The sequence below is a fragment of the Nitrosomonadales bacterium genome, assembly GCA_016716325.1.
GTDB lineage: Bacteria > Pseudomonadota > Gammaproteobacteria > Burkholderiales > Gallionellaceae > Gallionella.
This window is the reverse complement of record JADJWO010000001.1, coordinates 1076190-1089911: the sequence shown is the minus strand read 5'-3', so window position 1 is coordinate 1089911 and position 13722 is coordinate 1076190. Positions and strand designations below refer to the sequence as shown.

The window sequence follows — 13722 nt, the reverse complement described above, 5'->3', positions numbered from 1 at the left end:
GGGGGGATCAGAACTGCTCGTTCTCTCCCAGATAGCGCCACTGTCCGAGCGGAAGATTGCCCAGTTTTACCTTGCCGATGCGGATGCGTTTCAGGCCGCTCACTTTCAGCCCGACCAGTTCGCACATGCGGCGTATCTGGCGCTTCTTTCCTTCGTGCAGCACGAAACGTAGCTGGTCTTCATTCTGCCAGGTCACCTTGGCGGGTTTCAGGTAAGCGCCATCCAGTTTCAGCCCGTGGTTGAGCAGGGCCAGCCCGCTGTCATCCAGCTTGCCCTGCACGCGTACCAGGTATTCCTTGTCCACGGGAGAGTCCTCGCCGATCAGCCGTTTGGCGACACGGCCATCCTGGGTGAGTACCAGCAGGCCTTGCGAATCGATGTCCAGCCGGCCCGCCGGGGCGAGGCCGATGAGTTGGCTGCGATGGAAGCGTAGCGGTGAGCCATCTTCCTTCCAGTGGTTCGCCGCCTCGAACAGTACGCTGGCAGGTTTGTAGTTGTGCTCAGCCTGTCCCGATACGTAACCGATGGGCTTGTTGATCAGTATGGTCACGCGCTGTTGCTGGGTATGCTGCGCGGCGGTGCGCAACGTCACTTGCTGGTGCGGGTAGACCTTGCTGCCCAGTTCGCTGACCGTTTCGCCATCGACTTCCACCCAGCCTTTCTCGATATAGACGTCGGCTTCGCGGCGCGAGCACAGTCCGAGTTCGGACATGCGTTTGGACAGGCGGACTTTTTCCATGGGGCGGGGACAGATTCATTGGTTCGGGCGGCGATTTAATCACAAATGCCGCCCGGGACGGAATCGGTTATTCTTTGCGCCTCTCTCGCGGATCGCTTCATTCGATGTTCAAGACATATCAATCCCTGATCGCAGCCTGTGCCGCAGGAGCGCTTTGCGTGACCGGCTTCGCGCCGTTCGGCATTTTCCCGCTCCCGGTGCTCGCGCTTGCCGTGCTGTTCGTGCTGCTGCGCGCAGCCACTCCAACCGAGGCGGCGCGCCTGGGGTTTGCCTTCGGACTGGGGTTGTTCGTTGCCGGAATCGGCTGGATCTATGTCGCGCTGCACGATTACGGCGACATGCCGATGCTGCTGGCGCTGCCAGCCACCTTGCTGTTCGCGGCTTTCCTCGCGCTGTTCCCCTCGCTGGCCTGTTATGCGCAGGCGCGCTTTCCCTTGTTGAACGGCACATGGTTCAGGAGCCCGGAAGAATCGAGGCGCGCCAGACCGGATGCAACGTACGGCATTCCTGCGCCTGCGGCGCTCGTCCTGCTGATGCCGGCGGCCTGGGTGTCCGTGGAATGGCTGCGCGGCATGATCTTTACCGGATTCCCGTGGCTGACCCTGGGCTATGCTCATTCGGACAGCCCGCTGGCGGGATACGCGCCGCTGCTGGGTGTGTATGGCGTGTCGCTGGTAGCAGCGGTGAGCGCCGGGTTGCTTGCGATGCTATGGCTGGAACGCTGGAACAGGCTTGGGCGTGCCGCGCTGCTGGCATTGGCAGTATTGTGGGGAACCGGGGCGCTGTTGCGTGCCGTACCGTGGACGCAGCCTGCGGGCGGACCGGTCAGCGTCGCGCTGGTGCAGGGCAACATCGCGCAGGATCTCAAGTTCAACGAAGAAGCGCTGGTCGGCACGCTGGAAACCTATCGCCGTCTGGCGCTGCAAAGCGACGCGCGCCTCACCGTGCTGCCCGAGACCGCGCTGCCGCTGCTGCGCCACGAGATGCCCGGCGCCCTGCTCGAACAGTTGCGCAAGCACGCCCGGCAGAACGGCGGAGACATGCTGATCGGCGCCTTCGAGCGCGACAACGGCATCTATTACAACAGCGTGTTCACGCTGGGCATGGCGGATGAACAGCACTACCGCAAGCAGCATCTGGTACCGTTCGGCGAATTCATCCCGCTGCGCCCGCTCATCGGCTGGTTCATCAACGGCGTGCTCGACATCCCGATGGGCGATCTGGGTCGCGGCGGCATGCGTCAACCGCCGCTGGAAGTGGCCGGACAGCGTGTTGCGGCCAACATCTGCTATGAGGACGCGTTCGGTGAGGAGATCATCCGCGCCCTGCCGCAGGCCACGCTGCTGGTGAACGTCACCAACGATGCATGGTACGGCCATTCGCATGCAGCGGAACAGCATAACCAGATCGCGCAGATGCGCGCGCTGGAAAGCGGTCGCATGCTACTGCGCGCCACCAATACCGGTGTCACATCCATCATCGGTGCAGACGGCAGGGTATTGCAACAACTGCCGCAACATCGGGAAGGCGTGCTGCTTGGCGCGGCGCAAGGCTATCAGGGCATGACGCCATACGTGCGCTGGGGAAATGTTGCCGTGATGCTGCTGATCGCGCTGATGCTGGCCTATGCCTGGGTGCGCCGCAAAGCATTCCCTCTCCCGCTTGCGGGAGAGGGCAATACAGCCCCTCCCCCCTCGCGGGGGGAGGGGTAGGGGAGAGGGGGGGGTGAACTGGTTCTGTTACCTGTTGCGCTGCGCCGACGACACCCTGTACTGCGGCATCACCAACAACCTCGACAGGCGCATCGTTGCGCACAATGCCGGAACGGCATCGAAATATACGCGCGCAAGATTGCCGGTGGCGATGGTGTACGCCGAGGCGTGTCCCGACAAGTCTGGCGCACTGAAGCGTGAAAGGGTAATCAAGGGGATGCCGCGCGTTGCCAAGCTGAGACTTATCGACCTAACGGGAAGAGACGAAAAACGGTAAAATGCGCGCTCCTGCAATCGCCGAAAACTGAATAATGCAAACCTCTGGATCCGACATCACGCCTAAAAACGGGTATGAGTCTTCACCAAAGCTGGGCAAGCCCAGCTTTCAGCAAATCATCCTGACGCTACAGAATTACTGGGACAAACAGGGCTGCGCACTGCTGCAACCTTACGACATGGAGGTCGGCGCGGGCACGTCGCATACCGCCACGTTTTTGCGCGCACTGGGCCCGGAGCCGTGGAAGGCGGCTTACGTGCAGCCTTCGCGCCGCCCCAAGGATGGACGCTATGGCGATAACCCGAACCGGCTGCAGCATTACTACCAGTTCCAGGTGGTGTTGAAACCGGCGCCGGCCAACATCATCGATCTGTATCTCGGCTCGCTGGAGGCGCTCGGGTTCGACCTCAAGCAGAACGATATCCGCTTCGTCGAGGACGACTGGGAGAACCCGACGCTGGGTGCGTGGGGGCTGGGCTGGGAAGTCTGGCTGAACGGCATGGAAGTGACGCAGTTCACTTATTTCCAGCAGGTCGGCGGCATCGACTGCAAGCCGATCACCGGCGAGATCACATACGGACTGGAGCGGTTGGCGATGTACCTGCAGAGCGTGGAGAACGTGTTCGACCTGACCTGGACGCCGGGCGTCAGCTATCGTGACGTGTATCACCAGAACGAAGTGGAGCAATCCACTTATAACTTCGAGCATAGCGATGTGGAATTCCTGCTCGGCGCGTTCGGCAGCCACGAGAAACAGGCGAAGCATCTGATGGAACAGCAGCTGGCACTGCCTGCTTACGAGCAGGTGCTGAAAGCGGCACATACGTTCAACCTGCTGGACGCTCGCGGCGCGATCTCCGTCACCGAACGCGCCGCCTACATCGGCCGCATCCGCAACCTTGCGCGCAGCGTCGCGCAGAGTTACCTCGACAGCCGCGCCCGTCTCGGCTTCCCGATGGCGCCGAAAGCATGGGCCGATGAAGTGCTGGCCAAGTTGCAGAAGGAGGCCGCATAGCATGAGAGCCATCCATGCCGTCATTCCGGGCTTGACCCGGAATCCAGCGAAAATAAATCTTCCGCGCAGCGGACAAAACCAGCATTGTCCCGCGTTGCGGGATTCGTTGAATCAACTGGATTCCCGCCTGCGCGGGAATGACGAGGTTTGAGCATGACCAGCAGAAATTTATTAGTCGAATTGTTCGTCGAGGAACTGCCGCCGAAGTCGCTGAAGAGGCTGGGCGAAAGTTTTGCCGGGGAACTGGTTGCGGGTTTGCGGTCGCAGGGACTGGTTGCCGATGGGGCGGCCATTACTTCTTATGCGTCACCGCGCCGTCTCGGGGTGCATGTCGCGGACGTGGCGACGCAGGCGCCGGACAAGCCGGTGTCGCAGAAGCTGATGCCGGTGGCGGTGGGGCTGGATGCGAACGGGCAGGCTACGCCCGCATTGCTGAAGAAACTCGCCGGCTTGGGAGCCGATGCGTCGGTCGTGACTAAGCTGAAGCGTGCGCAGGACGGCAAGGCGGAGGCGCTGTTCTTCGACAGCATCGTGAAGGGTGCAACACTGGCGGAAGGCCTGCAGAAGGCGCTGGAAGAAACACTCGCTAAACTGCCGATCGCCAAGGTGATGAGCTACCAGCTCGAGGACGGCTGGAACAGCGTGAGTTTCGTGCGACCCGCGCATGGGCTGGTCGCCTTGCACGGTGCCGACGAGGTGCCGGTCAGCGTGCTGGGCCTGAATGCCGGGCGCGCCACGCAGGGCCACCGTTTCGAGGCCGACGTTGCGCAGGTGGTATTGAAGGATGCCGACAGCTACGAGGCGCAACTGGAAAGCGAAGGCGCGGTGATCCCGTCCTTTGAGAAGCGCTGCGCCGAGATCGCCAGGCAACTCACCGCTGCTGCTGCACAGGAAAACCTCAAGCCGATCGAGGACGAAGCCTTGCTGGACGAGGTGACCGCGCTGGTCGAGCGCCCCAATGTGCTGGTTGGCACGTTCGAAGCCGAATACCTGGAGGTGCCGCAGGAATGCCTGATCCTGACCATGAAGGCGAACCAGAAGTATTTCCCGCTACTGGATGCGGGGGGCAAGCTGACCAACAAATTCCTGATCGTGTCGAATATTCGCCCTGCGGATGTGAGCCTGGTGGTCGGTGGCAACGAGCGCGTGGTGCGTCCGCGCCTGGCCGACGCGAAGTTCTTCTTCGACCAGGATCGCAAGAAGCCGCTGGAGTCTCGTGTCGACAAGCTCGCCAACGTGGTGTACCACAACAAGCTGGGTTCGCAACTGCAGCGCGTCGAGCGTATCGAGACACTGGCCGGCACCATCGCGCGCCTGCTGGATGCGGACAAAGCGGACGCGGAACTGGCGGCGCGGCTGTCCAAGGCCGACCTGCTGACCGACATGGTCGGCGAGTTCCCGGAACTGCAGGGCATCATGGGCCGTTACTACGCGCTGCACGACGGCGAGAAGCCGGAGGTGGCCGATGCGATCGAGGCGCACTACCGTCCGCGCTTCGCCGGGGATGCGTTGCCGCAGGGCAATATCGCCTGTGCGCTGGCGCTGGCCGACAAGCTGGAAACGTTGCTGGGTATCTACGGGGTGGGACAGGTGCCCACCGGGGACAAGGACCCGTTCGGTTTGCGCCGCCATGCGTTGGGCATCCTGCGCATCCTGATCGAGACGCCTCTCGATCTGCCGCTGGGCGCCTTGCTCAAGAAGGCGGCGGAGAATTTCCCGGACGGGATGCTGAGCGCAACGGTCGCCGCAGATGTGGAATCCTTCATGCTGGATCGTTTACGCGGTTACCTGCGCGACCGCAGCTTCGAGATTTCCCATATCGAGGCGGTGCTGTATATGCTGAATGGCCGCCTGCACGAAGCCCTGCCGCGACTCGAAGGCGTGCGCGCCTTTGCCGCGCTGGATGTTGCGAAAGACCTGGCGGCCGCCAACAAGCGCGTGCAGAACATCATGCGCAAGAACCAGGACGAGCTCGGCGCTGACCTGAAAGGCGCAAAGGTGAAGCCGGCATTACTGAAGGAAGATGCGGAGCGGGAGTTGTATCAGGCGATGAGCGACATCGGGCCGTTCGCGCAGGGGTATTTCGAGAAGCGCGAGTATGGGCAGAACCTGAAAGCGCTGGTCACGCTCAAGCCGTTCATCGACGACTTTTTTGAAAAAGTCATGGTGATGTGTGAAGACAGGGAGATGCGCCTGAATCGTGCGGTGCTGTTACAGCAACTCGGCAGGCTGATGAACCAGGTCGCCGATATTTCCAAACTGGCGCCCTGAACATGAAGCTCATCATCCTCGACCGCGACGGCGTGATCAATCACGATTCCGACCAGTTCATCAAGAACCCGGAAGAATGGAAGCCCATCCCCGGCAGTCTGGAAGCGATCGCGCGCCTGAACCAGGCCGGCTACCGCGTGGTGGTGGCCACCAACCAGTCCGGCATCGGGCGCGGCCTGTTCGACATGACGATGCTGAACGCGATCCACGACAAGATGCACAAGGCCTGTGCATTGGCCGGCGCACGCATCGACGCGGTCTTTTTCTGTCCCCATACTGCGGACAACCATTGTCATTGCCGCAAGCCGAAGGCCGGCATGCTGGAAGAGATCGCCGCCCGCTACAACGCCGACCTGTCGGGCGTGCCGGCGGTCGGCGACTCGCTGCGCGATCTGCAATCCGCCGTTGCGGTGGGTGCGAGCCCCTGCCTGGTGCTGACCGGAAAGGGCATGAAGACTCAGGCGGCGGGCGGCTTGCCGGAAGGCACGCAGGTATTCCCCGATCTGGCTGCGGCGGTCGCCGCGCTGGTGTAGGAAGATGCTGGCGATACGTTCTTTCGTTTTTCTGCTGTTGCAGATCGTCATCACGCCGGTATTCGCGATGCTGGCCCTGCTGCTATTCCCCTTGCCGCCGCTCACCCGTTACCGCTTCATCTCACAATGGGCGAAGCTGATGCTGCCGTTGCTGCGCCTGGTGTGCGACATCCGCCATGAAGTGCGCGGCATCGAAAATATCCCCAGGGAACCCTGCATCGTGCTGTGCAAGCACCAGTCGGCATGGGAGACGATCGCCTTGCAGGAGATCTTCCCGCCCCAGGTATGGGTGTTGAAACGCGAGTTGTTGTGGCTGCCATTCTTCGGCTGGGCGCTGGCGCTGACCAGCCCGATCGCCATCAATCGCAGCGACGGCAAGGGCGCAATGAAACAATTGCTGAAGCAGGGCAAGGAGCGCCTTGCACAGGGATTCTGCGTGGTGATCTTTCCGGAGGGAACGCGCGTGCCGTTCGGCAAGCGCGGCAAATACAAGATCGGCGGGGCATTGCTGGCGGCGAGCAGCGGGGCGCCGGTGGTGCCGGTGGCGCATAACGCCGGACGTCTGTGGGGACGCAACGCGTTCAGCAAGCATCCCGGACTGGTCACGATGAGCATCGGCAAGCCCATCGCCACACAGGGCCGCAAGGCCGAAGAGATCAATGCCGAAGTCGAGGCATGGATCGAGAACGAGATCCAGCAACTGCCGCACTGATGTTCAAGCGCCTGCGCAATCTGGTCACGCCTCCCGCAATGGAACAACGTGCCGCATTGCTCGCCGGCAAACATGTCACCTACACGTTGAAGCGCAGCGGCAGACGCCGCAGCATCGGCCTGCGCATTGACGATCGCGGGCTCACCGTGAGCATGCCGTTGCGCGCATCGGAGAAATGGCTGCACAGCGTGTTGCAGGACAAGGCGCGCTGGGTGGTGGAAAAACTCGACGGCTGGCAGACGCGCAAGGTGGCAGAACCCCGTTGGGCCGATGGCGAGACCATCGACTATCTGGGCGGGCAACTGATCCTGCGCGTGCGACCAAGCCTGTTCGCTGCGCCGGCGCAGCAACATGGCGGGGAATTGTGGGTGTTCGTTGCCGACGACAACGATGCGTCGCAGATCGAGCGCGCGGTGACGGACTGGTACCGGAGCGAAGCCCAACTACTGTTCGTGGAACGTGTCGCGCATTACGCGCCGCTGCTGGGTGTCATGCCGCGCGCGGTGAAATTGTCCGCCGCAAGGACGCAGTGGGGTTGCTGCACGGCACGCGGCACGGTGCGGCTCAACGCGCAACTCGTCAGGTTGCCGCAACGGTTGGTCGATTATGTGGTGGTGCACGAGCTCGCCCATTTGCGCGAGATGAATCATTCCGAGGCATTCTGGCGCGTGGTGCGGGATGCCTGTCCGGATTACGGGAGGATGCGCCGCGAACTCAGGGCGGTAGCGTTATAGATCGCCTGCAGAGGGTATCGGCTGCTTCAGGAATGCGAACGGGAGTGTCGAGATGACCGCTTATACCTATCCGCTGCTCATCAAACAGTTGTTGCACACGCCGCTGGCGAATGCGCCGGATCAGGAGATCGTCTATCGCGACCGGGTGCGTTATGACTACCGTACTCTGCGCGCGCGCATCGGCCGGTTGGGCAGCAGCCTGGGAGTGTCGCCGGGGCAGACGGTCGCAGTGATGGACTACGACAGTCATCGCTATCTGGAATGTTTCTTCGCGATCCCGATGCTCGGGGCGGTGTTGCAGACGGTGAACGTGCGCCTGTCGCCGGAGCAGATCGCATACACCCTCAACCATGCGCAAGCCGACGTGCTGCTGGTGCACGAGGATTTTCTGCCGTTGCTGGAGAGTTTCCGCGCCCGGCTCGAAACGGTGGGCCGCTTCGTGCTGCTGTCCGATGGTGAGCCGCCAGCCTGTCCGGAACCGTTTGCCACCGATTACGAAACCCTTCTGGCGGGAGGAGAGCCGGAGCACGTGTTCCCGGATTTCGACGAGGACACGCGCGCCACGACCTTCTATACCACCGGCACGACCGGGTCGCCCAAGGGCGTCTATTTCAGCCATCGCCAGCTGGTGCTGCACACCCTCTCGGCTGCGGTCGCCTTCGGTACCGCACCGGTGCAGGGGCGCTTCGGGAGGGGGGATGTGTATATGCCGATCACGCCGATGTTCCATGTCCATGCATGGGGCTTCCCGTATATCGCCACGATGCTGGGCGTCAAGCAGGTGTATCCGGGGCGTTACCAGCCGGACGTCCTGTTGCAACTGATCGGGAGCGAAGGCGTGACATTTTCGCATTGCGTACCGACGCTGCTGCACATGCTGCTGTCCAGCCCGCTTGCCAAGGAAACGGAGTTGGGTGGATGGAAAGTGGTCATCGGCGGATCGGCATTGCCCAAAGGACTGGCGCAGGCTGCGCTGGAACGCGGGATAGATGTGTATGCCGGATATGGTCTGTCGGAGACCTGTCCGATCCTGTCGCTCGGATTGCTGGAGGCGGGAGAGGATGACGGTACGGAGGCTGCCATCGAACGGCGCATCAAGGCCGGCCGCGCCATTCCGCTGGTGGATATGCGCATCGTGAACGAATTCGGAAGGGAATTGCCGCAGGACGGACGCGCCGCCGGCGAGGTTGTGGTGCGCGCGCCCTGGCTGACGCAGGGTTACCTGCGCGACGCGGCAGCGTCGGATAGGCTGTGGGAAGGCGGATACCTGCATACCGGCGATATCGCGACGCGCGACGCGAGCGGTTTGCTGAGTATCACTGACCGGCTCAAGGATGTCATCAAATGCAGCGGCGAATGGCTGTCTTCGCTGGAACTGGAGAGCCTGCTCTCCGAACATCCGGCGGTGAGCGAGGTGGCGGTGATCGGTATGCCGGACGAAAAATGGGGTGAGCGTCCTCTGGCGCTGGTGGTGCTCAATGCGGGGCAGTCGGCGTCCCCGGATGCGTTGCGCGAACCGGTGGATCGGCGCATCGATACGGGCAACCTGTCGCGCTATGCCCGGCTGATGCAGATCCGTTTCGTTGCCGGCCTGACGCGCACCAGCGTCGGAAAACTGGACAAGAAAGCGATGCGGCAGCAGTTTGCCGGCTAGGCTGTGAAGGAGATGGTCTCGTCCTGGGCGGCGAACAGTTCGGCAAGCCGCGCATAGAGTTCGCTGCCGTCCCGCCGGCTGAGCCACGCGCCATCCTGCCATGCGTAATGGAAGCCGCCGGATTTCGCGGCGACCCAGACTTCCTGATTGGCGTCGTGGCGGTTGACGATGATCTTCTGGCCGTTGTCGAACTCGATTTCCAGCACGTTGCCGCTGCGGTTGCATTCGATATCGCCGGCGCAACGATCGACGGCAGATTCGATGCGCTGCAGTGCCGCATCGGCCAATCGGTTGAATTCGCTTTCATTCATGGTCAGCCCTTATAATCGCCCCGTCTGAATTTTCCCCCGGGTGTCATCATGCGTTTTAGCATCCTCCTGTCCATTATCGTGGCTTTGATCCTGCTGCTGCAAGGCTGCGGACACAAAGGGCCGCTGCTGCTACCGCCGCCCGCTGCGACAACCTCTCCGCAGGGCGAATAGCATGGACGATCATTTTCATTATCAGGGCGATGCACTGTATGTCGAACAAGTGCCGCTGGCCGATATCGCCGCGCAGTACGGTACACCATGCTATGTCTATTCGCGCGCCGCGCTGAGCGACAGGTTCCGCCAGTTCGCCGATGCGCTGCGCGGTCGCGAGCACCTGATCTGCTATGCGGTGAAAGCCAATTCCAATCTGGCGATCCTGAATGTGCTGGCGCGCCTCGGCGCGGGATTCGATATCGTGTCCGGCGGGGAGTTGCAGCGCGTGCTGGCGGCCGGAGGGGATGCGAGCAAGGTGGTGTTCTCCGGCGTGGGCAAGAGCGTTGCGGAAATGCGCATGGCGCTGGAAGCGGGCATCCTGTGCTTCAACGTCGAGTCGGAAGCCGAACTGGAACGGCTCAACGAAGTGGCCGGCAGCATGGGCAAGGTGGCGGCAATCAGCCTGCGCGTGAATCCGGATGTGGATGCCAAGACGCATCCCTATATTTCGACCGGCCTGAAACAGAACAAATTCGGCGTGGCATACGCCGAAGCCATCGCGCTGTACCGCAGGGCGCGCGATCTGCCTTGTCTGCGCATCACCGGAATGGATTGCCATATCGGTTCACAACTCACCGACATCGGCCCGTTCATCGCTGCCGCGGAAAAGGTGCTGGCTCTCGCGGATGCATTGGCGAAAGACGGTATTGTGCTGGAGCATCTCGATCTCGGCGGCGGTCTGGGGATACGTTACAAGGACGAGACGCCGCCGGCGATAGCGGATTATGCAGGTGCGCTGCTAGGTGCGCTGCTAGGCCGGAGCGAGAAGATTATCCTGGAACCCGGACGCGCATTGGTCGGCAATGCCGGCGTGCTGCTGACCCGCGTCGAATATCTCAAGCATGGCGAAGAAAAGAATTTCGCCATCGTAGACGCCGCGATGAACGACCTGATGCGTCCAGCCTTGTACGATGCCTACCACGACATCATTCCGGCGCAGCGTGAAAATCATGTATTGCAAAGCTACGAAGTGGTCGGCCCGATTTGCGAAACCGGGGACTTCATCGGTCATGCGCGCAACTTGGCGATTGCGCCGCAATCGTTGCTGGCTGTGCGTTCTGCGGGAGCTTACGGGATGAGCATGAGCTCCAATTACAACACCCGGCCGCGTGCTGCAGAGGTGATGGTGGAGGGCGATACGGCACATTTGGTGCGAGAACGCGAATCGGTGCGGCAGTTGTATGCCGGCGAGAATATCGTCCCTTGAGTGTTGCAATTTCCGCAAATTTTTTTCACGAATCTTGTTGCGTGATTTTTTAAACGTGGATACAGTGCCATTGCCGCAAGCGTCTTGGCTTTGATGGCAGGCGTTTGGGGGGGTAGTGAGTCGTAAGTGAATGTTCTAAATTTTTATGGAGAATGAAAATGGCAACATCAAAAACGCCCGCAGCAAAGAAACCCGCCGCCAAGAAAGCAGTCGCCAAGAAGCCGGCAGCCAAAAAAGTCGTAGCGAAAAAACCCGCCGCTAAAAAAGTAGTCGCCAAGAAGCCGGCAGCCAAAAAAGTCGTAGCGAAAAAACCGGCCGCTAAAAAAGTAGTCGCCAAGAAGCCGGCAGCCAAAAAAGTCGTAGCGAAAAAACCAGCCGCCAAAAAGGTGGTCGCCAAGAAACCGGCAGCCAAAAAAGTCGTAGCGAAAAAACCAGCCGCCAAAAAAGTGGTTGCCAAGAAACCGGCAGCCAAAAAAGTCGTAGCGAAAAAACCGGCTGCCAAAAAAGTGGTTGCCAAGAAACCGGCAGCCAAAAAAGTCGTAGCGAAAAAACCGGCTGCCAAAAAAGTAGTTGCCAAGAAACCGGCCGCAAAGCCGGCGGGCAAGGGCATTCTGGGCGCTTGATCCTGCTTTGCAGGTGGGCGGGATGATCGTTCTCCGCCCTTTTTGATCGCTCGGCAGGTTTGTGCAGTGACCCGTGCTTATGCGCGGGGCGTTTTTGCTCCCCCCTGAATAAAGAACGCCCGGACAAAACCGTCCATAACCGCAAGACCTGGCAACAGGTTTCTTGTGGGCGGGCGGCAGAGTCTGGATGTCTCTACTGGATCCGGCTGTCGTTGTCAGAGCGAGTCGTTGAAGTTGTGGTTGCTTGTCCCGTCATCCGATCATCAAACCAGGAAGATCGTTGCCAATCCCAGGAAGATAAAGAAACCGCCACTGTCTGTGATGGCGGTAATCATTACGCTTGAACCAATGGCCGGATCGCGCCCCATTTTCTGCATGACCAGCGGGATCAACAACCCGGCGAGAGCGCCTACTGAAAGATTGAGTATCATTGCGCCGGTCATCACGAGACCGAGCGGTATGCTGTGATACAGGAAATAAGCGAACAGCCCGGCGATACCTCCCCATACCAGACCGTTCAGGCCGCTGATGGCCAACTCCTTGAGCATCAGCCGTTTGGCATGACCTTGCTTGATCTGCTCCAGGGCCAGTGAGCGGATGATGATGGCGGTGGTCTGGTTTGCCGAGTTGCCTGCGATGCCGGCAACGATGGGCATCAGCGTGGCGAGAGCAACGAATTTTTCGATGGTGCCCTCGAACTCGCCGATCACGCGCGAGGCGAAGAATGCCGTGCACAGATTCAATGCCAGCCATGCCCAGCGGTTCTTCGCCGATTTCCACATCGGCGCGAAGATGTCTTCCTCTTCGCGCAGGCCCGCCTGGTTCAGCAAGTCGGTTTCCGATTCCTCGCGGATGAAATCGAGCACGACGTTCACCGTCATGCGTCCGAACAGCTTTCCGTCCTCATCCACTACCGGTGCGGAAACCAGGTCGTAGCGTTCGAAGGCCTGCGCAGCGTGGTCGGCCTTGTCGTCGGGATGCAGCCGGATGGTGTCGGTCAGCATCAGGTCTCCGACGACGACGTCGGGTTCGTTGACCACGATCAGGTTGATCGGCAGGGCGCCCTTGAAGCGGTCGTCACGGTCGACCACGAATACCTGGTCGGTGTGGTCGGGCAGTTCGTCAAAGCGGCGCAGGTAGCGGGAGACAGCTTCCAGCGTCACATCTTCGCGCACATGCACCATATTGAAATCCATCAGCGCGCCGACCGAATCCTCCGGATAGGACATCGCCGCGCGCAGCTGTTCGCGTTCCTCGATGGGCAGCGACTTGAACACGTCGCGGATCACGTGTTGCGGCAGATCCGGCGCAAGGTCGGCGATCTCGTCGGTGTCGAGCTGCTCGGCGGCCTCGCGCAGTTCCTCGCGGCTCATGGTGGCAATCAGCGATTCGCGTACCGCGTCGGAAACCTCGATCAGGATTTCGCCGTCGCGTTCGGATTTGATCAGGTCCCATACCATCAGGCGCTGCTCGATGGGCAGCGCCTCCAGAATGTAGGCGATGTCCGCGGGATGCAGGCCGTCGAGCTTGCGCCGCAATTCGGCCAGGTGTTGCTTGTGCACCAGTGTATCTACCAGCGCATGACGTTCTTCGCGCGGCATTTCCTGGCGGTGGATGACGTCTTCCAGCAGGGCGTGTTTGTGCAGCAGCGATTCCACCTGCTTGAGGTGATCCTGCACATTCTCGGTGTAGTGCTTTTTCTGGCGTTCGTCTGTCATGGC

The 13722-nt window shown here is 61.0% G+C and carries 13 protein-coding genes; 10 read left to right on the top strand and 3 right to left on the bottom strand.

The window, feature by feature from the left end; genetic code table 11:
* Positions 1–7: 7 nt before the first annotated feature.
* On the bottom strand, positions 8–739 hold the full coding sequence (locus IPM27_05175) for an rRNA pseudouridine synthase (GenBank protein MBK9160941.1): 732 nt from the start codon (positions 737–739) through the stop codon (positions 8–10).
* Between the two features lie 104 nt (positions 740–843).
* Here IPM27_05175 and lnt point away from each other — a divergent pair, with 104 nt between their 5' ends.
* The 8 genes from lnt (at position 844) to IPM27_05135 (ending at position 9647) form a co-directional block, all read left to right on the top strand.
* On the top strand, positions 844–2451 hold the full coding sequence (gene lnt, locus IPM27_05170; GenBank protein ID MBK9160940.1) for an apolipoprotein N-acyltransferase: 1608 nt from the start codon (positions 844–846) through the stop codon (positions 2449–2451).
* A complete protein-coding gene (locus tag IPM27_05165) occupies positions 2366–2728 on the top strand; it encodes a GIY-YIG nuclease family protein (protein ID MBK9160939.1) in 363 nt (120 codons plus the stop codon). The genes lnt and IPM27_05165 overlap by 86 nt, the downstream gene beginning before the upstream one ends.
* Positions 2729–2819: 91 nt before the next feature.
* Positions 2820–3743, top strand: coding sequence for a glycine--tRNA ligase subunit alpha (glyQ, locus tag IPM27_05160; GenBank protein ID MBK9160938.1), 924 nt, complete (start codon positions 2820–2822; stop codon positions 3741–3743).
* Between the two features lie 153 nt (positions 3744–3896).
* Positions 3897–6014 (top strand): glycine--tRNA ligase subunit beta, encoded by a 2118-nt coding sequence (locus IPM27_05155; GenBank protein ID MBK9160937.1) that lies wholly within the window; start codon positions 3897–3899, stop codon positions 6012–6014.
* A 2-nt stretch (positions 6015–6016) separates the two neighbouring features.
* The gene (gmhB, locus tag IPM27_05150) at positions 6017–6547 is read left to right on the top strand and encodes a D-glycero-beta-D-manno-heptose 1,7-bisphosphate 7-phosphatase (GenBank protein ID MBK9160936.1); all 531 of its coding nucleotides are present in this window, start codon (positions 6017–6019) and stop codon (positions 6545–6547) included.
* Positions 6548–6551: 4 nt separating this feature from the next.
* Complete coding sequence (locus IPM27_05145; protein MBK9160935.1) at positions 6552–7259, top strand: 1-acyl-sn-glycerol-3-phosphate acyltransferase; 708 nt, start codon at positions 6552–6554, stop codon at positions 7257–7259.
* Complete coding sequence (locus tag IPM27_05140) at positions 7223–7993, top strand: M48 family metallopeptidase (GenBank protein ID MBK9160934.1); 771 nt, start codon at positions 7223–7225, stop codon at positions 7991–7993. The genes IPM27_05145 and IPM27_05140 overlap by 37 nt, the downstream gene beginning before the upstream one ends.
* Positions 7994–8045: 52 nt before the next feature.
* The gene (locus IPM27_05135; GenBank protein ID MBK9160933.1) at positions 8046–9647 is read left to right on the top strand and encodes a fatty acid--CoA ligase; all 1602 of its coding nucleotides are present in this window, start codon (positions 8046–8048) and stop codon (positions 9645–9647) included.
* Here IPM27_05135 and cyaY read toward each other — a convergent pair.
* Positions 9644–9958: an iron donor protein CyaY gene (gene cyaY / locus IPM27_05130; GenBank protein ID MBK9160932.1), complete on the bottom strand. Its 315-nt coding sequence runs from the start codon at positions 9956–9958 to the stop codon at positions 9644–9646. The two genes, IPM27_05135 and cyaY, sit on opposite strands and share 4 nt — an antisense overlap.
* A 172-nt stretch (positions 9959–10130) precedes the next feature.
* Here cyaY and lysA point away from each other — a divergent pair, with 172 nt between their 5' ends.
* Both lysA and IPM27_05120 read left to right on the top strand, forming a co-directional pair.
* Positions 10131–11378 (top strand): diaminopimelate decarboxylase, encoded by a 1248-nt coding sequence (gene lysA / locus IPM27_05125; protein ID MBK9160931.1) that lies wholly within the window; start codon positions 10131–10133, stop codon positions 11376–11378.
* A gap of 152 nt (positions 11379–11530) precedes the next feature.
* Positions 11531–12001 (top strand): histone H1-like repetitive region-containing protein, encoded by a 471-nt coding sequence (locus tag IPM27_05120; protein MBK9160930.1) that lies wholly within the window; start codon positions 11531–11533, stop codon positions 11999–12001.
* A 263-nt stretch (positions 12002–12264) separates the two neighbouring features.
* Here IPM27_05120 and mgtE read toward each other — a convergent pair whose 3' ends face one another.
* Complete coding sequence (mgtE, locus tag IPM27_05115) at positions 12265–13719, bottom strand: magnesium transporter (protein ID MBK9160929.1); 1455 nt, start codon at positions 13717–13719, stop codon at positions 12265–12267.
* Between the last annotated feature and the right edge of the window lie 3 nt (positions 13720–13722).